This is a genomic window from Streptomyces sp. NPDC001816 (assembly GCF_042892235.1).
GTDB lineage: Bacteria > Actinomycetota > Actinomycetes > Streptomycetales > Streptomycetaceae > Streptomyces.
The window spans coordinates 673,507-694,316 of the sequence record NZ_JBIATY010000004.1; the positions used below are offsets into that span (position 1 = coordinate 673,507).

The 20,810-nt window shown below is 68.4% G+C and carries 23 protein-coding genes, 1 rRNA gene and 1 pseudogene; 15 read left to right on the plus strand and 10 right to left on the minus strand.

The genetic code is table 11. The annotated features are described in order from the left end of the window. Positions 1-73: 73 nt before the first annotated feature. Positions 74-526, minus strand: a complete 453-nt coding sequence (locus tag ACFYZZ_RS18725) for an ATP-binding protein (RefSeq protein WP_389176823.1) — start codon at positions 524-526, stop codon at positions 74-76. Positions 527-671: 145 nt separating this feature from the next. Between ACFYZZ_RS18725 and ACFYZZ_RS18730 the strand changes: the two genes are divergently transcribed. Together ACFYZZ_RS18730 and ACFYZZ_RS18735 are read left to right on the plus strand one after the other, a co-directional pair. After that, positions 672-1,517: a helix-turn-helix domain-containing protein gene (locus ACFYZZ_RS18730; protein WP_389176824.1), complete on the plus strand. Its 846-nt coding sequence runs from the start codon at positions 672-674 to the stop codon at positions 1,515-1,517. An 11-nt stretch (positions 1,518-1,528) separates the two neighbouring features. Next, positions 1,529-1,888: a DUF397 domain-containing protein gene (locus tag ACFYZZ_RS18735; RefSeq protein ID WP_389176826.1), complete on the plus strand. Its 360-nt coding sequence runs from the start codon at positions 1,529-1,531 to the stop codon at positions 1,886-1,888. A 188-nt stretch (positions 1,889-2,076) separates the two neighbouring features. Here ACFYZZ_RS18735 and ACFYZZ_RS18740 read toward each other — a convergent pair whose 3' ends face one another. The 3 genes from ACFYZZ_RS18740 to ACFYZZ_RS18750 form a co-directional block, all read right to left on the minus strand. After that, the gene (locus ACFYZZ_RS18740) at positions 2,077-2,475 is read right to left on the minus strand and encodes a hypothetical protein (RefSeq protein WP_389176828.1); all 399 of its coding nucleotides are present in this window, start codon (positions 2,473-2,475) and stop codon (positions 2,077-2,079) included. A gap of 295 nt (positions 2,476-2,770) precedes the next feature. Continuing rightward, positions 2,771-3,316: a hypothetical protein gene (locus ACFYZZ_RS18745; RefSeq protein ID WP_389176830.1), complete on the minus strand. Its 546-nt coding sequence runs from the start codon at positions 3,314-3,316 to the stop codon at positions 2,771-2,773. A gap of 127 nt (positions 3,317-3,443) precedes the next feature. After that, the gene (locus tag ACFYZZ_RS18750; RefSeq protein WP_386573845.1) at positions 3,444-3,668 is read right to left on the minus strand and encodes a hypothetical protein; all 225 of its coding nucleotides are present in this window, start codon (positions 3,666-3,668) and stop codon (positions 3,444-3,446) included. A 455-nt stretch (positions 3,669-4,123) separates the two neighbouring features. On the opposite strand from ACFYZZ_RS18750, the gene ACFYZZ_RS18755 reads away from it, so the two are divergent. After that, positions 4,124-4,312, plus strand: a complete 189-nt coding sequence (locus ACFYZZ_RS18755; protein WP_381667509.1) for a toxin-antitoxin system HicB family antitoxin — start codon at positions 4,124-4,126, stop codon at positions 4,310-4,312. Next, positions 4,306-4,614 carry a hypothetical protein gene (locus ACFYZZ_RS18760; RefSeq protein WP_389176832.1) on the plus strand — a complete coding sequence of 103 codons (309 nt, stop codon included), beginning with the start codon at positions 4,306-4,308 and terminating at the stop codon, positions 4,612-4,614. Before ACFYZZ_RS18755 ends, ACFYZZ_RS18760 begins: the two co-directional genes overlap by 7 nt. 36 nt (positions 4,615-4,650) lie before the next feature. Here ACFYZZ_RS18760 and ACFYZZ_RS18765 read toward each other — a convergent pair. The 4 genes and pseudogenes from ACFYZZ_RS18765 to ACFYZZ_RS18780 form a co-directional block, all read right to left on the minus strand. Further along, positions 4,651-4,750 (minus strand): annotated as a pseudogene (locus tag ACFYZZ_RS18765). A 110-nt stretch (positions 4,751-4,860) separates the two neighbouring features. Beyond that, a complete protein-coding gene (locus tag ACFYZZ_RS18770) occupies positions 4,861-6,045 on the minus strand; it encodes a flotillin family protein (protein ID WP_389176834.1) in 1,185 nt (394 codons plus the stop codon). 10 nt (positions 6,046-6,055) lie between these two features. After that, positions 6,056-6,307, minus strand: a complete 252-nt coding sequence (locus ACFYZZ_RS18775; RefSeq protein WP_094216969.1) for a hypothetical protein — start codon at positions 6,305-6,307, stop codon at positions 6,056-6,058. 235 nt (positions 6,308-6,542) lie between these two features. Then, on the minus strand, positions 6,543-7,493 hold the full coding sequence (locus ACFYZZ_RS18780; protein WP_389176836.1) for an oxidoreductase: 951 nt from the start codon (positions 7,491-7,493) through the stop codon (positions 6,543-6,545). A gap of 89 nt (positions 7,494-7,582) precedes the next feature. On the opposite strand from ACFYZZ_RS18780, the gene ACFYZZ_RS18785 reads away from it, so the two are divergent. From ACFYZZ_RS18785 to ACFYZZ_RS18830, 10 genes are all read left to right on the plus strand, one after another. Then, entirely contained in the window at positions 7,583-8,224 is a 642-nt protein-coding gene (locus tag ACFYZZ_RS18785; protein WP_389176838.1) for a TetR/AcrR family transcriptional regulator, read from the plus strand. A 290-nt stretch (positions 8,225-8,514) separates the two neighbouring features. After that, entirely contained in the window at positions 8,515-9,879 is a 1,365-nt protein-coding gene (locus ACFYZZ_RS18790) for a peptidase S8 (RefSeq protein ID WP_389176840.1), read from the plus strand. Positions 9,880-10,057: 178 nt separating this feature from the next. Continuing rightward, the gene (locus ACFYZZ_RS18795) at positions 10,058-10,342 is read left to right on the plus strand and encodes a hypothetical protein (RefSeq protein WP_389176842.1); all 285 of its coding nucleotides are present in this window, start codon (positions 10,058-10,060) and stop codon (positions 10,340-10,342) included. Positions 10,343-10,451: 109 nt separating this feature from the next. Further along, positions 10,452-11,873 carry a hypothetical protein gene (locus ACFYZZ_RS18800; RefSeq protein WP_389176844.1) on the plus strand — a complete coding sequence of 474 codons (1,422 nt, stop codon included), beginning with the start codon at positions 10,452-10,454 and terminating at the stop codon, positions 11,871-11,873. Positions 11,874-12,271: 398 nt separating this feature from the next. Continuing rightward, a complete protein-coding gene (locus tag ACFYZZ_RS18805; protein ID WP_014673544.1) occupies positions 12,272-12,580 on the plus strand; it encodes a hypothetical protein in 309 nt (102 codons plus the stop codon). Between the two features lie 169 nt (positions 12,581-12,749). Beyond that, positions 12,750-13,571 carry a hypothetical protein gene (locus ACFYZZ_RS18810; RefSeq protein WP_389176845.1) on the plus strand — a complete coding sequence of 274 codons (822 nt, stop codon included), beginning with the start codon at positions 12,750-12,752 and terminating at the stop codon, positions 13,569-13,571. Then, positions 13,561-14,895 (plus strand): hypothetical protein, encoded by a 1,335-nt coding sequence (locus tag ACFYZZ_RS18815; RefSeq protein WP_389176847.1) that lies wholly within the window; start codon positions 13,561-13,563, stop codon positions 14,893-14,895. The genes ACFYZZ_RS18810 and ACFYZZ_RS18815 overlap by 11 nt, the downstream gene beginning before the upstream one ends. Continuing rightward, entirely contained in the window at positions 14,892-16,451 is a 1,560-nt protein-coding gene (locus ACFYZZ_RS18820) for an SCO6880 family protein (RefSeq protein ID WP_389176849.1), read from the plus strand. Before ACFYZZ_RS18815 ends, ACFYZZ_RS18820 begins: the two co-directional genes overlap by 4 nt. A 14-nt stretch (positions 16,452-16,465) precedes the next feature. Then, the gene (locus ACFYZZ_RS18825) at positions 16,466-17,878 is read left to right on the plus strand and encodes an ATP-binding protein (protein ID WP_389176851.1); all 1,413 of its coding nucleotides are present in this window, start codon (positions 16,466-16,468) and stop codon (positions 17,876-17,878) included. A gap of 144 nt (positions 17,879-18,022) precedes the next feature. Beyond that, entirely contained in the window at positions 18,023-19,465 is a 1,443-nt protein-coding gene (locus ACFYZZ_RS18830) for a TraM recognition domain-containing protein (RefSeq protein ID WP_389176853.1), read from the plus strand. On the opposite strand, the gene ACFYZZ_RS18835 is transcribed toward ACFYZZ_RS18830, so the two are convergent. Beyond that, the gene (locus ACFYZZ_RS18835) at positions 19,454-20,014 is read right to left on the minus strand and encodes a GNAT family N-acetyltransferase (protein WP_389176855.1); all 561 of its coding nucleotides are present in this window, start codon (positions 20,012-20,014) and stop codon (positions 19,454-19,456) included. The two genes, ACFYZZ_RS18830 and ACFYZZ_RS18835, sit on opposite strands and share 12 nt — an antisense overlap. An 82-nt stretch (positions 20,015-20,096) precedes the next feature. Between ACFYZZ_RS18835 and ACFYZZ_RS18840 the strand changes: the two genes are divergently transcribed. After that, positions 20,097-20,645, plus strand: coding sequence for a cysteine hydrolase family protein (locus ACFYZZ_RS18840; RefSeq protein WP_389176857.1), 549 nt, complete (start codon positions 20,097-20,099; stop codon positions 20,643-20,645). 72 nt (positions 20,646-20,717) lie between these two features. On the opposite strand, the gene rrf is transcribed toward ACFYZZ_RS18840, so the two are convergent. Continuing rightward, a 5S ribosomal RNA gene (gene rrf, locus ACFYZZ_RS18845) occupies positions 20,718-20,810 on the minus strand; the annotation flags it as partial.

Sequence of the window (20,810 nt, forward strand, 5' to 3'; positions counted from 1 at the left end):
TCCCTATGGCTGCGCGACGCCGGCCGCTGGGCTCCACCGTACTGTGGGGCATCCGCTCCCGCCTGCTCACTCGTCACGCCCGGTCATCTCCCCTGCACTCCGCCCACAACAGCTTCCCGCCCCTCGACGCGCCCAGCTGCTGCAGCACGGAGACTCCCCAGGATTCGGCACAGGCTCGTACGAGGTGCAGCCCACGTCCGGTTTCGGCGTCGTCCGGGGCTACGGCAACGTCGGCGGCCTCGCCCTTGTCCTCGGTGAAGCCTGGCGGTACCCGGGGGTCGGTGTCCCACACGGCGACGCGCAGCCGACCCGGTTCGCCGCCGAGGAGGCGGAGGGCGTAGGGGCCGGCGGTGTGCAGGTGCGCGTTGGTGAGGAGTTCGGCGGCGAGGAGTTCCGCGGTGGGGGTGAGGGCGGAGAGGTCGTGTGCGGAGAGGACGCTACGGAGGGTTGCTCGAGCGATCCCCGGTGCGCGTGGATCGTGCGGGAGTTGGAGGGTGTAGGTCCAGGGCGGGGATACGGTGGGCATGGAAGTCTCCGTTCAGTGAAGGGGGTTGAAGGTCTGAGCGGGGCCCCAGTTGTAAGGTAGCGGCACCCAGTGAAGGCCTTCACTGAAATGTAGGGATCGCCTTCACTACCACCCATGTGAGTGACTGCAAGGAGGCGGCAAGCCCGTGAGGAACCCAACGGGTCGCCAACTGCGCTTCGGCACGGAGCTGCGGAAACTGCGCGAGCGTGCAGGCTTGACTTCCACCGAGGCCGGTCAACTCCTCGGCATCAAGCAGGCGCAGGTCAGCAACATGGAGGCCGGCCGCGTAGGCGTGAGCCCCGAACGGGTACGCACGATCGCCTGCCGCTACGACTGCTCCGACAAGCCCCTCATCGAAGCGCTCAGCTACATGACCTCGGAGCGCACCCGCGGCTGGTGGGAGCAGTACCGCGAACTCCTGTCCAGCTCACTCGTCGACCTGGCCGAACTGGAGCACCACGCCCTGTCGTTGCGTGACTCGACCACTGCTCGCATCCCAGGTCTGCTCCAGACACGCGAGTACGCTCTCGAGATCTTCCGTCAGGCCGTGATCGAACTCTCGCCACCCGACATCGAGCACCGCCTGTCATTCCGCATCAAGCGCCAGGCGATCCTCTTCCGCGAGGACGCTCCGACCCCGTACGAGGCGATCATCCACGAGGCCGCCCTGCGCATGAAGGTCGGCGGCTCCGCAGTTGCCCGAGCGCAGTTGCAGCACCTGCTCGACATGAGCGACCGAGACCACATCACCCTGCGCGTCATCACCTTCGGCGCCGGCGCCTACCCGGGATCCGGGCAATCGATCCACTACGCGCACGGACCGGTGCCGCAGCTGGACACCGTCTACCTCGACCAGGCCCACGGCCTGGCGTTCCTCGACGCCGAGGCCCAGTTGCACAAGTACCGCGCGCTGTTCGACCGGGTCGCGGCTGTCGCACTCACGCCGAAGAAGACCCGAGATCTCATCCACAACGTGATGCGAGAGCTGTGAAGGGAACGCCCGTGAAACCGCGCTGGCAGAAGTCCTCGTACTGCTCCGAGGGCGCCTCCTGCATCCACATATCCGCCACCCCCGAAGCGGTCCACATAACCGAGTCCGCCGACCCCACCGGTGCAATACTCACCACCACCCCGGCGGACTTCGGCGCCCTCCTGGCCGCACTCAAGGAAGAACCGAACAGCACCGCACCCATCGAGATCACCTTCGCCGAAGGCGACGACGAAGAAACCCCCGTCCACCTCCACGAGACCAGCACCCCGAACACCGTGGTCAAAACCACCCGCCACCAGTGGGACACCTTCGTTCTCGGTGTCCGAGCAGGCGAGTTCGACCATTTCGTGAGGCACGCCCACTTGCCGTAGTCCCGGTGCGGGATCACGAGGCACATGTCGGCCTTGTCTGTTCCGCCCAAACACACCAATGGGCAAGTGCCCGACCCGCGTTGCGTCAGCAACTCCTGGATATCCGGACGGGTCGTGGCCACGGTCTTGCTGGCCTGGTGGGTTTGGGCGATGCGGAACCGACTCCCAGTGCAGCCTCGGTGAGCTGCCTACTCCGAGGCATCCCGGCCGAAGTGCTCGTTGAAGATTTCAAGGGCTCGCTCGTGGGAGAGGACAGGGCCGGCGTAGTCGTTGCTCCGGATGTGGGCGATGAACTCGGCGGGGAGAGCGATGTGATGCCGACGTACGTAGTGCGCCAGCTCGACAGGCCACAGCCAGGTCCCGTCGGTGACCAGGGACCCGGCGCCGGGAATCCATGCATCACCGGTGATGGCGTCCCGCTCCGCTCCCATGACGGAGTAGATCTCGGGGGACGATTCCAGGTAGGCGACGATCCGGTCCTCATCCCACTCCCCGGCGGTTCTGACCGCATCACGAAGGGAAGGGGCGGAAACCGACGGATCGCCGTGATCGCCGAACTCCTGGTAGAAGCCCACTCTCTTGATCATCGGTCACGGAGCGCGGGGAAGCGCTCATCTCCGTCCTGAAAACCTTCGGTGTAGCTCACGGATTAGTTCTTGGGCTCAGGACCACCAGGGTACGGGGTCAGGACGTCGATTCCACCACCATCCGCGTGCCGAGGCGACGTCCACCGAACTACATCAACCACAGCTGGCTTCCGGTGGCCTCGGCAAGTTCGCGGCGACCAGGCGGCGCATCGCGTCGGTGGCCGTTGGTTCGTCGAAGCGGCGCATGGCGATCGTGAGCAATGCGAGTTGGAGGCCGAGGTCGAAGGGGATGCGGTCATCGGCGGCAAGGCGTTGGATGCCAACGGTCGACGGTGGCGCGGATCTCGTCCTGGCAGGCGTCGATGACGTCGGACTGCAGCACATGCCCGAGATGCCGGTCGAACTGGACCACGTCGGCGATGGCGATGAGGCTGCGGGCAGCTTCGATGCGCTGTTGGGCGGTGCCCCGCTCGTCGACCATGTCCCGGCTGGCGCCGACCGCGTCCGCAAGCTGCCCAAACGTGTCGTCCTGAGTGAAGAAGCGGTCGTACGACTGCCCCCGCCACACCACGTCGTCCGGAGCCTCGGCGGCCGCGATGACGGCCGCGTAACCGGCCGGGTCCGCCCAGCTGGTCAGTGCGGCGCAGGCCAGAAGACGCTCAGCCGGGTCGGCTTTGCTGTCTTGAAGGACTGCGCTCAAGGCAGGGGTACGTTCGGCGTATCCGCTGTCGAGCGCGTCGGCGATCACGCCGTCCGGTTCGGCGGGTTCGCCGTCGAAGTCCGTGAACAGCAGCGCGCGCATCTCGGGGCTCGGCTGCCAGCGGTTTGGGGCCTCGGCCATGTTCGTGTTCTTCTTCCTACGATCCCGACGTGGGGAACGGGCCGGTGACGTACTCCTTGGGAACGACCCCGCTGATCCTTGCAGGCGATGTCCTTGCCGATCTTGCCTACTGCGCCGCCGGCAGCTCTTACATCACGCCCATGCCTCGCTTCGCGAGCCGTTGAAACTCTCGGATGTACGTATCGATGAGCTCTTCGGCTTCACGGTGCAGTTCGCGGACAACCGAATGCACATCCGGGGCAAGTCGCTGATCCGCGCGTGACTGGTGCGAGGGGATTTCCTGGTCCAGGATGGCCGCTTTGGCGCGGACAACATGTGGCATCTGCCAGAGCTTGCGCGGGTCTGGAGCCATCGAGGTCCATGGTGGCGCCGTCCTTGACATGCCTGGCGCTATTCGCCGCCAGGGCTCGGGAGGCGTTTGCCCGGACAGGGCAGGCATAACTGGACCCCGGCCTCCAGGAAGGGGGCACAGAAGCTTGTCAGGTCGGCTTGTAGCGAGTCCAGTTTTTCGAGAGTCGCGGCTTTAATTCCTAATCGTCCCGTTACCCTTCCCGCTGTTGCCGTTGCCACAGCTCCAACGACCGCACCTCCAAGGCCAATGAGCGCCACCGGGATCTCAGACTGTGCCACCCGCCCCCCTAGGTGAATCCATGGCCCTCGATTGTGGCGATGGCCTGCCCGCAAGGAAACCCTGCGAAGCACACCCCCTTGCGTGACACGCTCAGCCCACACACGAAGGGCAGCGAGAAGGCCGATAACACGCGGGAAGGAGGCCATCCGCTGGTATGACTCGGGTATGATCCCAGTATGACCACGAAGATCACCGTGTCACTCTCGGACGCATCCGCCGGTTACATTCGTGCTCACGCCCCCGAGGGCAACGTGTCCGCCTACATAGACCGTCTCATCCGACGCCAGATCACGTTGGACGCAGCGAAGCAGCTGGCAGCAGCCGGATACCGCCCGGACCTGGACGGCGAGGGCGACGCGTGGTGAACAAGGGTGACATCTGGCAGGTCAAGGGCACCCAAGGCGAGCGCACCGTCTGCGTGGTCAGCCTCGACGGGCTCGACGAGACCTTCGGCGCCTGCCTCGCCATCGTTCTGCATCCGCCCGGCGCCTATCCGGACACCATCATGTCCGTACACCTCAGTGCCCCCGTCGAAGCCGTAGCCGTGGCCCTCAACATCACCCAGCTCAAGACTGCGCGGTTTGACGACGGCACGTACCTGGGGAACATCGGCCCCGATGCGACCGCGCGCATCGACGAGGCCCTGCGCGCGGTCCTCGACCTCTGACAGACCATCCAGGCGGGCGGCTCGGCGAGTTCCGGCTGGCGGAGAGGGCAGGATTCGAACCTGCGTGGGCCCCCTGAGGGGCCCGACCTTGAGGCGTGCTCGCTGGTCCCCGATCAGCCACTCCGGGCACCTCTCCCCGTGACCGGCTTCCGGTTTCCCGTGCCCTTCACAAGTACGAGAGTGGCAGGAGGAGCTGACGGCCCGCTGACGGAGTGCTGACCGTCAACGGGCGTCCGGGGAGGGGGACTAGTCGACGTCGACCGGACCGTCGTCCGACTTCTTCTCGTTCCTCGCGGGCAGCTGGATCAGGCCGTTGACCTTGCCCTCCTCGGGGCGGCGGCCCTCGGAGTCCGGCCCGTTCAGGTTCTGGCGGACCGAGTCGAGGATGGTCAGGCCCTGGGACACCAGGCCGGCCGCGATCTCGCCGAGGCCGTCCGCGCCGTTGAGGACGTTGACGTTGGCGCCGGCGAGGCCGCCCGCGGCCTCCTTGACGATCTGCGGGAGCTGGTCGATCAGCATCCGGTCGAGCGCGACCCGGTCGTACGAGGCCGCCGCCTCCGCCTGGATCTTCATCCGCTGAGCCTCGGCGGCGGCGAGGATCCTGACCCGCTCGGCCTCGGCCTCGGCGGGCTTCACGACCTCGGCCACCAGCTGCTGCTGGCGCAGCTTGGCCTGGCGCTGGGCCAACTCAGTCTGGGCAGCGAGCACCTCCTGCTGGGCGTGCGCCTGCGCCAGCGGTCCGGCCTGCGCGGACTGCGCCTGCGCTCGGTCCACCTCGGCCGAGTACTCCGCCTTGACGATGGCGGTCTGCCGGGCGTACTCGGCCTGCTTGCGGGCCGCCGCCTGCTCCGCCTCGACCGCGGCCTGGGTGGCCTGCGCCTGGGCGATCTGCGCCTGCCGCTGGATCGCCGCCTTGTGCGGCGCGGACATCGCGTCGATGTAGCCGGTGTCGCCGTCGTCGATCGACTGGATCTGCAGCGAGTCCACGATCAGGCCGATCTTCGCCATCTCGGTCTTCGAGGTGTCCAGGACCTCCGCGGCGAGCTTCTGTCGCTCGGTGACGATCTCCTCGACCGTCATCGAGCCGATGATGGCCCGCAGGTGGCCGGCGAAGATCCGGCCGGTCAGCACCGACATCTGCTCCTGGTCGGAGAGGAAGCGCTGGCCCGCGTTGATGATGCTCTCGTGGTCGTTGCCGACCTTGAAGGCGATGACCGCGCGGACGTGCAGCGAGATGCCCTGCCTGGTCACACAGGTCTCGGTGACCTCGGACTCGCACATCGACAGGGTGAGGAAGCGGACCTTGCGGAAAATCGGCAGCACGAACTTGCCGTGCCCCGTCACCACTCGGAACGGCGCGCCCCCCAGTCCCCGCCGACCGCCCGAGATCAACATCGCCTCGTCCGGTGCGGGAACGCGGTATCCGAACATCCTGTACTCCTCAGCCGGCGCCGGCGGGGTCGCCGCCGAGCGCATCCAACGGATCCACCCACTCGATGACACCGACTTCGCGGCATCCACGGGATTCGATCACGAGGACCGTCGCGCCCGTCGGCAGGGGCTGCTCCGACCACGCGAGGAAGGTCTCGGAGCCTCCTCTGACCCGCACCAGGACCTCACCGGGGCCCGCGGATCCACGCGTTCCGATGAGCACTTTCCCCGTGCAGCCGATCACGGCCTCGTCCTGCGGCATCACCGGCCGTCCTCCCGTCCTGGCCCATCCCGCCCCAGGATTCCGACGATAGACCCAGTCGGGGCGGGGGCCCAACGGACAGTAGGACAGTTCCGTAGTAGTACTCGGTTCCGTAGAAAGACTCGATTCCGCAGGACTCCCCAGGACTCCATAGGTCTCGGTGCCGCCGCCGGAATGGACGGGATGGAGGGGCCGTGACGCGCCTTGTCCGCCCTGGCGCACCGCCCCGTCCGCCCTAGCGCACCCCCTCCGCCCCGGCCGGCCTCGCCACCGCGGCGAGCCCCCACTCGACCCCGGTCATCTCCTCCGACAGCACCCACAGCCTCCGCGCCCCCTCGGGATCGCTCGCCGCCGCGCTGCGGCCCACCAGCGTCGGCGCGCCCCGCATCTCGCCCAGGCCGTCCGGGCCGACGTACGCCGCCCCCGGCAGGTCCTGGCTGGCCGCATACAGCGTCGGCAGGGCGCCGGACTTGTCGTCCTGGGCCATGACCTTGTTGCCGACGGCCATGAACGCCCGCATGAAGGGGTTCGCCGTGTGGCTCTGCAGGTTGGTCGCCGCGTAGCCGGGGTGGGCCGCCAGGGCGCGTACGGAGGAGCCCGCCCCGGTCAGGCGGCGCTGGAGTTCCAGGGTGAACAGGAGGTTGGCCAGCTTGGACTGGGCGTAGGCGCGGGTCGGGGAGTAGCGCCCCTTCAGGTTCACGTCCTCGAAGTGGATCACGCCGTCGCCCCCGCGGTGGAGGCCCGAGGACACCGTCACCACGCGGTCCGTGACGTACGGCAGCAGCAGGTTGGTGAGGGCGAAGTGGCCGAGGTGGTTCGTGCCGAACTGCATCTCGAAGCCGTCCTTGGTGCGCTGCTCCGGCAGCATCATCACGCCCGCGTTGTTGATCAGCAGGTCGATCGGCCCCTGCCATCCGGCCGCGAACTCGCGCACCGAGGCCAGGTCCGCCAGGTCCAGGCGGCGCACCTCGACGCTGCCGCTCACGTTCGCCGCCGCGGCACCGCCGCGCGCGGGGTCCCGTACGGCGAACACCACATGCGCCCCGGCCCGGGCCAGCGCCTCGGCGGTCGCGAGGCCGAGGCCGCTGTTGGCGCCGGTGATCACGGCCGTACGGCCGGAGAAGTCGGGGAGGTGGGTCGCGTTCCACTTGCGCGCAGGGCGCGTCGTCTTGCTCGTATCAGCCATACCCTCAATGTAGGCAGCGCCAACAATGCTGTCAATGACAACAATGATGGCGATGTCAACTATATAGACGCCGTCTACATCGAGATACGATGGTGCCCATGCCGCGCATGTCCCCGTCGTCCCCGTCGTCCCCGTCATCCACGAGCCGCCCTTATCACCACGGAGATCTGCGCGCCGCCCTGCTCAAGAGCGCCGAGCGCACGCTGCGGGAAAAGGGGGTCGGCGCGCTGTCGCTGCGCGAGCTGGCCCGTGACATCGGGGTGAGCCATGCCGCCCCGGGCCGGCACTTCAAGGACAAGCAGGCCCTGCTCGACGCCCTCGCGCTGGACGGGTACGAGCGCCTCAACCAGGCCCTGGGCGCCGCCGCCGAACAGCCCGGCCTCACCCTGGAGCAGCGGATGACGGCGCTCGCCCGCGCCTACCTCGGCTTCGCCGTCGAGAACCCGGAACTCCTGGAGCTGATGTTCGCGCGCAAGCACGACCCCGACAGCTCCGCGCAGCTCGCGGCGGCCGTCGACGAGTCCCTCGGCTCCTTCGCCCGGATGATGGCGGACGCCCAGGAGCGGGGCGAGATCATCCAGGGTGATCCCGAGCGCCTCACGATGGTCGCCGCCGCGAGCCTGCACGGACTCGCCGCCCTCATCGCCAGCTGCGCCCTGGAGGCCGAGGAGGCCCTGGCCGGCCTCGACGAACACGTCCATCTGCTGCTGCACGGCCTCAAGCCCAGGTGACCACCTGACCATCTGCTGCCGCACGGCCTCAGAGCCAGGTGGCCAACCGACCATCTGTGCGCTCCCTGTGTGCCCGGTCAAGCGCAGACCAACACAGAGCCAGCACAGAGCCATTGATCAGTAAGCCCCCAACACCCTTCGGTATGGCGGAAGTCAGGATTCCGAAACCTGCCTTGTTTGTCGCGTACTCAACAAGCGATCGTCGTCGCGGGCCGCCGCCCCCATCGGCAACCACCCCGGTGATCCCCCACCCGCAGGCCTCTGTCACCCCACTCACAGGAGGCTGTACGTTGCGTACGCCCACCCCCACCACCCCCCACATACGCGGCAGATGGCGCCGTACCGGCTCCGCCGCCGCGGCCACCGTGGCGCTGCTCCTCGCCGGACTCGGCACCGCCGCCCACGCGGACGCGGCCACCCCCACGGCCACGAAGTCCGTCAGCGCCAAGGCCATTGCCGCGCAGGTCGCCAAGGCCCATGTGCACTACACCAACGCGTGTGGCGCGACCCCGAAGAAGGGCTACGCGTCCTGCCACGCGCTGCGCGTCACCAGCGGCACCACCGCCTTCCAGGAGGAGCAGGCCGCCAGGAAGGGCGTCGCGCCCAGGTCCGTCTCGCCGAAGGCCTCGTCCGACTCCCCGACGGGATACGGCCCGAGCGACCTCCAGGACGCCTACGGCCTGACGTCCGCCGCCTCCTCCAACGGCTCCGGCGAGACCATCGCGATCGTCGACGCGTACGACGACCCGAACGCCGAGGCAGACCTGGCCACTTACCGCTCGTACTACGGCCTCCCGGACTGCACGACCTCCAACGGCTGCTTCAAGAAGGTCGGCCAGACCGGTTCGACGACCTCGCTCCCCAGCGCGGACAGCGGCTGGGCCGGTGAGATCTCGCTCGACCTCGACATGGCCTCCGCCGTCTGCCCGAACTGCAACATCCTGCTCGTCGAGGCGAAGTCGTCGAGCATGGCCAACCTCGGCACGGCCGTGAACGAGGCCGTCAAGCTGGGCGCCAAGTTCGTCTCCAACAGCTACGGCGGCTCCGAGTCGTCCAGCGACACCTCGTACGACTCCTCGTACTTCAAGCACCCGGGCGTCGCCATCACCGTCAGCGCGGGCGACGAGGCCTACGGCGCCGAGTACCCGGCCGGCTCGAAGTACGTCACCGCCGTCGGCGGCACCGCCCTGAAGTCCTCGTCCAACAGCCGCGGCTGGACCGAGAGCGTCTGGAAGACCTCCGGCACCGAGGGCACCGGCTCCGGCTGCTCCGCGTACGACGCCAAGCCCACCTGGCAGACCGACACCGGCTGCACCAAGCGCATGATCGCCGACGTCTCGGCCGTCGCCGACCCGGCCACCGGTGTCTCCGTCTACGACACCTACGGCTCCGACGGCACCGGCTGGAACACCTACGGCGGCACCAGCGCCTCGGCCCCGATCATCGCGGGCGTCTACGCCCTGGCCGGCACCCCGGGCTCCAGCGACTACCCCGCCGCCTACCCGTACGCCGCGGCCGGCACGTCCGCCCTCAACGACGTCACCAGCGGCAACAACGGCACCTGCGCCACCAGTTACTTCTGCACCGCGAAGTCGGGCTACGACGGCCCGACCGGCTGGGGCACCCCTCAGGGCACGGACGCCTTCACCGGCTGACGGGCATGTGAACCACCCCGTCGGGTCACGGGGAGCCGCCAACTGAGGGGGACGTGGGGTCCCTTCGGCGGCAAGGAAAAGGAAGACGGGTCACGGCATCCGGCCGCGGCCCGTTTTCCCGTCCTCACTACCATGCCCCGCAGCACACTTGGTCCATGACACCCACGGGGGAAACCACATGAAGCGCACGCTCGCAGTCCTGCTCACCGTCGCCGCGCTCACCGCGCCGCTGGCCGGTTGCAGCAACACATCGAAGAACGTCACCGGCACCGTCGTCAGCAAGGACACGGACTACGAGTGCAAGACGAAGAAGAAGGGCACGAAGAAGACCCGCAGCTGCCACACCGAGTACGAGTTGACGGTCCGCACGAAGGGCGGCGACGAGGAAGAGGTCGACGTCAGCAGCGGCGCCTACGGACTCTGCGTCGAGGGTTCGAGCTACCCCAAGTGCGCCACGCGCTAGTCGGCGTGTGTCGAGCCCGTGCAGATCTCCGGTGCCTGCTTGCCGAGCAAGGCCGGGCACCTATGCTGCACTGAACATCTCAAGATCATCTGAAAAAACTCACGGGGACATGAACAAGTACACAGTGACGGCCGTCGGCCTCGTCCTTGCGCTCGGGCTGGTCGCAGGCTGCGGTTCCTCCGACGGCGACGACTCGGCCGCCAGACCGAAGGGCGGCAGCTCGGCCAGCCCAGCCGGCGCCAAGCCCACAGGACCCGCGTACAGCGGCCCCGCGATACCCGGCCTTGCCGCCCGGCCCGCATGGAGCCTGCCGCCCGCCCACGCCATCGACCTCGGTGACACCCTCCTGTTCGTCAAGGATGCCCAGGGCAAGTACGACACCGGTCAGGGATACGCGCAGGAGCCGGCCGACGGCTCGGTCGGCACCCTCCACTCCACCAACGACCCGGAACCGGCCACCTTGGAGTTCCGGGATGTGAAGACCGGCCAGGTGCGCAAGACCCTCAAGGTGAAGACCGATCGCGTGGCCGCCACGACCTGGCACAACGGCGTCCGGGCGGTCGCAGTGTTCGCCGAGGCCACTACGGAGTCGGACGGTCTGAGCGAGGAGAAGACCACCACCAAGGTCACCGTCTACGGCAGTGACGGCACCGAACTGGGCAAGGCCACGGCCGAGGGCGACAAGTTCGACGTCCACGACGGGTACATCATCGAGCAGGACGGTGACGCGAGCCTGAAGCTCACGCCCATTGACGGCGGCGCCGCCCGCAAGGTCACCTGCACCGGACAGCTGGCGCGGTGCTCCTTCGACTCGCGCACCAACGAGATCGACGGTGGTCAGGCCCACGCGCCCTTGATCACCGGCAAGTACGCCTTCTACGTGGAGAACGCGTCCACCTACGAGGACGATCCCGAACAGCTCGTCATGACGGACCTCTCCACCGGAAAGAAGGCCTGGAGCACCGCGGACGTCACCCCGCCGGCAGGCGTGGAGCTGGACGACGACGGGAAGCGCACCAGCGGCGCCCTCCGGGTCCTCGACGTGCGCGACGGCCGTGTCCTCACCGCCTGGGGTGCGGGCGCCTTCTCTCCCGACACCTGGGTGACGGCGACGTACGACATCGCGAGCGGCAAACAGGTCGGCGGCTCCTCGAAGTACTCGTACCAGGACAGCCCTGCCGACACCATCGACACCGAGGGCTCCTCCGTCTTCACGCCCGACCACACCCTGGCCGCCGCTCACACGAAGCAGGGCACCGCCGTGTGGCAGCCCGCCGACGGCAAGGAGGTCTGGGCACAGAAGGAGGGCGAAAATGCGATGCAGCCGCTGCGCTTCTCCCCGAACGGCACCCTCTACGGCACCACGAAGGACGACTTCAGCCCGAGCAAGTTCCTCGCAGTCGACGGCCGTACCAAGAAGGTGCTCGCCAAGAGCCTGCCCGAAGAGAACATCCCGCTCTTCTCGCAGCCGTCGGGGTACGGCTACATCAGCACGCAGAAGGGCTTCTTCGTGTTCCCGGCCCAGGGCTGAAACGTGTGCCCCGGTATCGGCCAGGGGGGCCGCGCGGCCGGACGCCGTGAGCGGTACCTTCGTAGCGCTTGCCATAAGCGCGGCCAGGCTCCATTCACTCGTACGAGGGGGATGACGGTCGACCGCGACCAACCGTTGCCTGCCCGACCGGCCGTCAGAAACCCTGCCGGGCCGTAAAGGGGGTCAACGACCGAACCGCACGACAGGTTCCGCTCAGGCCTCGTTGCCCGGCGTGACCTGCCGTGATACACAGAGTGACCGTACGAGGTATTCGTACGAAACCCGCCAGTCAATGACGTCAAGTCGACATACGACGGCGACGTTGTCAGCGAGAATGATGCGTGACCTCTGCACACCGCAGGGTCCAGCGGAACTACCCACCAGGGGCGGTGACTTACATGCTCTTTGCGGCCGACAAGGGAGACATCAACACCATCATCGGCGGGATCGCTCCGGACTGGGGCCCCTTCGGCAGCCTGGGCAACGAGGCCAAGGTGATGATCGAGGTGGTGATGGCCGTGGCCATCCTGCTCTGCCTCGGCATCGCGGTCTGGGGTGCGGCCAAACAGCGGATCGGCGCGACGGCGCTGCGCGACACCTTCAGCGCGGAGCAGGGCAAGGGCCTGATCATCGCCGGCCTCACCGGAGTCTTCATCATCGGCTCCCTCGGCACACTGTTCACCATCGTGTACGGCATGGCGGTCTGACGCCCCTTCTGCTCCCGGGCGCGCCCGGTCGTCCCCCTCCACCCCACCCACCCGTCGTGCCCACCGGCAGAGGTTGCGTTTCCCTGATGTCGAGTCACCACACCGCGCCCGCGCGGGAACCAGCACGGCTACCGTCGTATGTCTACGAGGTGGAGGGGGCGTACGCGGCATGAGTCCCACAGACGAGCAGGATTACACCGAAACCGGCCAGACCCGAACCCGCCTGCCCGGCGGCGACCCCTACGGCGGCGCACCCCGCAGAACCGGCCGCTCCTCGTCCCGGAGCCTGGTCACGGTGGTCGGCGTGGTCGTCCTCCTCATCGCAGCGATCGCCTTCGCGAACCGCGGTGACGGCTCGTCCACCGACAACTCCTCCGGCAAGAGCGACCAGCCCCGAACGTCCTCCACGGCAGCCAGCGGCACGAAGCCGGTGGAGACGAAGAGCGGGGGGATTCCGTCCGGGTTCGCGCACAGCGGGCAGGGGGCGGAGAGTGCGGCGGCGAATTATGCGGTGGCATTGGGGTCGGCCGAGATGTTCAACACCGCCTGGCGGCACCGGATCGTCGACTCGGTCTACGCCCGGGATGCCGCCGCCGCCAAACAGTCGGCCATGGACAGCGCGTACTCCAACGAGAAGTTCCTCTCCAACATCGGCCTGGCCAAGGACGGCACCGCGCCGAAGGGCCAGACGTTCGTCTCCCGGGTCATCCCCGTGGGCACCAAGGTCACCTCATCGGGAACGGACGCCACCACGGTCGAGGTCTGGTACACCTCGCTGTTCGGCCTCTCTGGTGACGGCTCGAAGAACCCGGTGACCGAGAGCTGGTACACGACGACGTACGAGCTGAAGTGGGTCGACAACGACTGGAAGATCACCGACTTCCAGCAGAAGGACGGGCCCGTCCCCGTGGGCCGTGACCAGACGGCCTCCACCGCCGACGACATGACGAAGGCCGTCGAGGAGTACGGAGGGTTCACGTATGCGCGCTAACCACCGCATCCTCAAGATCACGGCGGTCCTCGGAGCCGTGCAGACGACGACGCTGCTGCTGGCCGCCCACGCCGTAGCCGCGCCCAGTCCCACACCGTCCGCTACGAAGAGCAACGACCCCTGCGAGCTGATCCGGGGCGCCGCCAAACAGTTCTGCGAAAAAGACAACTCCGGCGGAGGAGGCTCCAAGGGCGTCACCCCCAACAGTCCCCTGGGCGACACCCTCGACCCCCTCGCCTCCCTGGCCAAAGGCTGTGCCGACGCTGCCTCCTGGACCATCGGGAAGCTCAGTGGTGCCGTGAAGGAGACGGCGAACGTCGACTTCACGAACACGAAGTTCCTGCAGCAGTACGCGGTGGTGTTCGCGGCGTCCACGATCCTCACCCTGCTCCTGTGGCTGCTGGCCGTGGCCAAGAGGGCAGTACGAGGGGTGCCCCTGACCACCGCGATCGGCGAAGCGGTCGGCTTCCTGTGGCTGACGGTGCTCGCCTCCGCGTTCACCCCGCTGATCCTCTACACGGTCGTGTCGGCGACGGACGGCGTGACGGACGTACTCGCGAAGGCCACCGGCGACCAGACCGACACCTTCTTCGGCACCTTCTCCGGCGCCCTCAGCAAGGGCAACGACATCGGCGGCGGCCCGATCATGCTGATCGTCGTCTCCCTGGTCAGCATCCTCGCCGCCGGCGTCCTCTGGCTGGAGCTGGTCATCCGCGCCGCCCTGCTCTACGTCGGCGCGCTCCTCGGCACCGTCGTCTACGCGGGCCTGGTCGACAAGAACCTGTGGGGGCACGTCAGGCGCTGGGCCGGGATCATGATCGCCGTCATCCTGGTCAAACCGGTGATCGTCATCGTGCTCGGCCTCGCCGGCGCCCTCTCCGGCGACAGCGGCCCCGACGCCTTCTCCGCCGTCGTCTCCGGCCTCGCCATCATCCTGCTCGCCATCTTCGCCAGCGCGATGATCTACCGCTTCGTCCCCGGCTTCGGCGACGAGATCGCGAGCGGCCGCAACAACCGCATCATGCAGGGCGCCGAGGGCAAGGCCGCCGCCGTCATCAGCTCGCCCGCCACCCTCGTCGCCCAGGGCATCAAGACCCACAGCACCCGCGCCGACAACAACGGAGGAGGCTCAGGCGGCTCCAGCAGCGCCCGCGCCTCCAACCCCGCCTCCGGCGGTGTCGCCGCCCACAGCAGCCGTACCACCCACGGCGGCGGCGGAGCAGTCCCCTCCGCCACGCCCGCGCCGCGCGCACCCAGCCCGGCCAACACCCCGCACGCCAGCAACACCCGCAACAGCAACCGCTCGGGAGGTGAAGGGCGTTGACGACCGAGTCCCACCTGTCCCATCCGGTCACGCCCCGCCGTACGTATCTCATCGGCCGCGCCCGGCCGAACGCGATCGTCGGCCGGAACCGCGAGTCCGGCGAGATCGCGCTGATCATCGCCGGCGCGTTCCTCGGCATGATGTGCGGCCTCCTCGTCCCGGTCCTGTCCCTGCGGATCGTGCTCCTGACGGGCTTCCCGCTGCTCGCGCTCGCCGCGGTCTACGTGCCGTACAAGCGCCGCACGTTCTACAAGTGGTTCGAGATCAACCGCTCGTACAAGCGGACCGTCAAGCGCAGCGCCGTGTACCGCTCCGGTGCCGTCGAGGCCGGTACCGGGCTCGACGGGCGCGAGGTCGAGATCGGGCCGCCGCCGGGAATCGGGCGGATCAACTGGCTCGCCGCGCCCTTCGGACCCGACGAGATCGCCGTACTCCTGCACGCCGACCGCAGAACCGTCACGGCCGCCATCGAGATCGAGGGCCCCGGCGTCGGCCTGCGCGACTCCGAGGACCAGGAAGCCCTCGTCGACCGCTTCGGCACGCTCCTCAAGCACGTGGCCAACGGCGACGGGTTCGTCACCCGCCTGCAGATGCTCGCCCGCACGCTCCCCGCCGACCCCGACGCCCACGCCAAGGACGTCACGCTGCGCGGCGACGAGAAGGCACCCGACTGGCTGTCACGGTCCTACGACCAGCTCCAGTCCATGGTGTCCACCAGCAGCGAGCAGCACCGCGCCTACCTCGTCGCCTGCATGCACTACACCCGCGAACTGGCCGCCGAGGCCCAGGCCATGGCACGGGCCGCACGGCCGCAGGCCGGCCGCAAGCTGGACCGCGATGCGGGCCTGGCCGTCGTCATGGCCCGTGAGCTGACCGACATCTGCTCGCGTCTCCAGGAGGCCGACATCCGCGTCCGCCAGCCCCTCGGGCAGGGCAGGCTCGCCTCCCTCATCCACTCCATGTACGACCCGGACCACCCCATCGACCACATCCAGGCGATGACCCGGCGCAACGCCTGGCCGGCCGAACTGGACGCCATGGAGCCCACCTACCTCCAGGCCAAGACCCGCGAGTCCGCCACCCGCGCCCCCTGGTGCCACGCCACCGCCTGGGTGAAGGAGTGGCCGATGACCCCGGTCGGCGTCAACTTCCTCGCGCCCCTGCTCGTCCACACCCCGGACGTCATCCGCACGGTCGCCGTGACGATGGACCTCGAACCCACCGAGGTCGCCATCGAACGCATGCTGACCGAGAAGACCAACGACGAGGCCGAGGCCTCCCGCGCCGCCAAGATGAACCGGACGGTGGACCCGCGGGACATCGCCGCCCACAACCGCCTCGACCAGCGCGGCGAGGACCTGGCGAGCGGCGCGGCGGGGGTCAACCTCGTCGGCTACATCACCGTGTCCTCCCGCTCCCCGGAGGCCCTCAACCGCGACAAGCGGACCATAAGAGCCTCCGCCGGAAAGTCGTACCTGAAGCTGGAGTGGTGCGACCGCGAGCACCACCGGGCCTTCGTGAACACACTTCCCTTCGCCACCGGCATTCGAAGGTAGGGGCTGATGCGCTGATGCGGGACCCGCTGTCCGTCCTCACCGACGCCTTCACGTCCTTCCTCTTCGGCAAGGTCGAGACGACCCGCCTGCCGGTCCGCACCTCCACGGGCCAGGCCCAGGCGGTCTACCTGCCGACCGCCGCACCCGGCCTCGGCGACTCCGGCGTCATCATCGGCCGCGAGGTGTACTCCGGGAAGGGCTACATCTACGACCCCTTCCAGCTGTACGGCCAGCAGCTGCCGGCGCCGCACTGGCTGGTCCTCGGCGAGTCCGGCAACGGCAAGTCGGCCCTGGAGAAGACATACGTCCTGCGGCAGCTGCGCTTCCGCGACCGCCAGGTCGTCGTCCTCGACGCCCAGGGCGAGGACGGGGTCGGCGAATGGAACCTCATCGCCGAGGAGCTGGGGATAACTCCCATCCGCCTGGACCCGACGGCGGCCCTGGACCACGGCATCCGTCTGAACCCGCTGGACCCCTCGATCACGACGACGGGCCAGCTGGCGCTGCTGCGCACCATCATCGAGGTCGCCATGGGCCACGGCCTGGACGAACGTTCCGGCTTCGCCCTCAAGGTCGCCCACTCCTACGTCAACGAGTCGATCCTCGACCGCCAGCCGGTCCTCACCGACATCGTGGAACAGCTGCGGCACCCCGAGCCGGAGTCGGCGGAGGCGATGAACGTCGCCATAGACGACGTACGGGCGTGGGGCCTGGACGTGGCCCTGGTCCTGGACCGTCTGGTCGACGGTGACCTGCGCGGCATGTTCGACGGCCCGACGACCGTCGGCATCGACCTGGACGCCCCGCTGATCGTCTTCGACCTGTCCCACATCGACCGCAACTCCATCGCCATGCCGATCCTGATGGCGATCGTCGGTGTGTGGCTGGAACACACCTGGATCCGCCCCGACCGCAAGAAGCGCATCTTCCTGGTCGAAGAGGCCTGGCACATCATCAACAGCCCCTTCGTGGCACAGCTGTTCCAGCGCCTGCTGAAGTTCGGCCGACGGCTGGGCCTGTCCTTCGTGGCGGTCGTCCACCACCTGTCCGACGTGGTGGACGGCGCGGCGGCAAAGGAGGCCGCGGCGATCCTGAAGATGGCCTCGACCAGGACCATCTACGCCCAGAAGGCGGACGAGGCGAGGGCCACGGGCCGGGTTCTGGGCCTCCCACGCTGGGCCGTGGAGATCATCCCCACCCTCACCCCCGGCATCGCCGTCTGGGACGTCAACGGCAACGTCCAGGTGGTCAAACACCTGGTCACGGAGACGGAACGGCCACTGGTCTTCACCGACCGCGCCATGACCGAGTCCTCCAGTGAACTGTCGGCCGACGACGCCCTGCGCGCGGCCGAGCTGGAGGCCGAGCAGCGGGCGGCGGCCTTCGTGGAGCAGCACCTGGGCGACTCCGAATCGACGGTGGCGTAGGGGGAGAACGTGAGACCGGACGACCGCGACCGTCGCGACAGCCGTGACAGACATGACAGACGTGACAGCCGTGACAGCCGTCGGGAAGGCCAGGGAGGCATCCCCGACGGCCTGCTGATCGGCATACTCGGCTTCCTTCTCAGCATGACCCTGCTGGTGTGGACGGCCACGGGTCTGGCAAGCCTCTTCGCCAAGGGTGCCTGGCCCAAGGGCGTCACCTTCACCCGCACCCCCCTGGCCATGCGCCATCTCATCGGCCGGCCCCACGACATCACCGGCGCCTGGCCGGACACCCCCGCAGGACAGCTCTCCGGCTGGGGCCTCTTCTGGGGCCTGTTCATCGGCCAGTTGATGGTCCTCTTCGTCCTGGCCCTGTTCGTGATGGGAGCGGTGGCGAGGTGGCGGGCGGGGAAGGTACGGCGGGCGTTCGAGCGGGGGGCGGCGAAGGGGCGGGCCCAGGCGACGGCACCCGTTTCCGCTCCAGCACCGGAACAGCGTTCCGAGGTCCCGGTGCCGCGCGAAGAGCCGGAGCCGACCGAGGTGCTGCGGGCGGCGCAGCCGACCGAGGCACTGCGAGCGGCGCAGCCGACGGAGCCCCTCCAGGCGGCGGGTGCGCCGGACCCCTTGGGCACCTTCTCAGCCAACGCTGAACGGGTGGGTCGATGGGAAAAAATCCTCATCGCACCCAGGGAAAGTCGCCACGCAACCGCAACCCAGGCCATCCAGGACGCGCCAGGCCCCACCCTTGTCGTCACTTCAAACCCCGCCCTCTGGCAGGACACAAAGGACGCCAGAGCCAAACTCGGCCCCACCCTCCTCTACGACCCCACCCACCTCTGCGACACCCCGGCCCGCCTCCACTGGTCCCCGACAACAGGCTGCGAGGACAAACAGACAGCGCTGAGCCGGGCCACAGCGCTCCTCAGCCCCGTCCAGCCCACAGCCAAGATCGACCAAGCGGTCGCCGACACGGCGACAACGCTCCTCCGGAGCTACCTGCACGCCGCCGCTCTGGAATCCCGCACCATCCGCCACGTCCACCGCTGGTCCCAGGGCACCCAGATCCAGGACGCCGTACGAACCCTCCGTACCCACCCCAAGGCCGCCCCCGGCGCCGCGGGCGAACTCGAGGCCGCCCTCACCGCGCACCCGGAACGCCGTGACATGGCCCAGGAGTTGACGAGCCGGGCGCTCGCCGCCCTCTTCACGGTCAACATCCGCGAGGCCTGCACCCCAAACCGAGCTGATGCGCTCGCCTTGGATTCCTTCGTGGACGAAGGGGGCACGCTTTATCTAGTAGGTGAATCCATCGAGGACCCCAGGACCAACCCGGGTGCGATGCCCCTCCTGACGGCCCTCGTCTCCAGCGTGGTCGAGCGCGGCCGGCGCATGGCCGAACGGTCATCCTCCGGTCGGCTCGACCCACCACTCACCCTGGTCCTGGACGACGTCGCGGCCGTAGCGCCGCTCCCCCAGCTGCCGGACCTGCTGGCCACCGGAGCCGACCGGGGCATGCCGACCCTGGCCCTGCTCCGCTCCCGCGAACAGGCCAGATCCCGCTGGCCCCACCAGGACCTACCGGTCTAGGACGAACTCCAGCTCCTTCTGCTCACCCTGGTGCTCGACCGGCACGGTCACCCCGCTCGGCACGAACCCCAGTTTGCGATACGCCCCCTGCGCCCGCGGGTTGTCCTCGTGCACGAGGAGCCGTACCCGCTCGGCGTCCTGCTGCCAGCCCCACTCCACGGCGGCGTCGAACAGCGCCTTGATCAGCCCGTTTCCGCGGTGCTCCGGCCGTACGAACACACCGACCACATGCCCCTGCCGCCGCTCGACCGGAAACCCGGCCCAGTCGTTCGTCCCTGCTTCCTCGATGAGCATGACGACCGTGCCGGCCCAGGTCCCGTCTGGCGCCTCGGCGATGAACTGACGTGCCCCCGTGGCCCCTTCACCGGACCTGGTGGCCCGCCCCTGCCAGAACTCGTCCGGCTGGGCCATGGCCTGCTCGTACGTCTCCAGGAAGGCGACCGGCGCGGCCGGATCGCGCAGCGCGTCGAGCCGCAGCTGCTTCACGGCGGGCCAGTCATCGGGTCGTATGGCGCGGATGACGTAGTCACCGCTGGTCAGAGTGGTCATGGCGGTAACCGTAGCCGCAGCCCTGCCGGGTCCTCACCTCATATTCGGGGCCGTTGTCAGTGGTGGGTCCTACTGTGGCCCCATGACCACGCTTCCCGATCGACCCAACACCGCAGTACTCGTCATCGACGTCCAGAACGGCGTGGTGGCGAACTCCCACGACCGCGACGGCGTCATCGCGAACATCAACACCCTGATCGACAAGGCCCGCGCGGCGGACGTGCCGGTCATCTGGGTGCAGCACTCCGACGAGGAGCTGGCGTACGGCAGCGAGACCTGGCAGTACGTGCCGGAGCTGACCCGCCTGGACGCCGAGCCCCTGGTCCACAAGAAGTATCCGGACTCCTTCGAAGACACCGACCTGGAGACCGTGCTGGCCGACCGGAAGGTGGGCCGGCTCCTCGTTACGGGCGCGCAGACGGACGTGTGCATCCGCTCGACCCTGCACGGCGCGATCGTCCGCGGGTACGACGCGACGCTGGTCGCCGACGCCCACACCACCGAGGACCTGTCCAAGTACGGCGCTCCCGCCCCGGAGCAGGTGATCGCCCACACCAATCTCTACTGGAGATGGCACAGCGCACCCGGCCGCGAGGGCGGGACGGTGGAGGCGGCTGAGGTGACCTTCTAGCCACCTGTCCTGAAGGACCCTGAACGCAGAAAAGCCCCGCACCATACGGTGCGGGGCTTTCCCACAATGATTGTTCGGCGGCGTCCTACTCTCCCACAGGGTCCCCCCTGCAGTACCATCGGCGCTGTGAGGCTTAGCTTCCGGGTTCGGAATGTAACCGGGCGT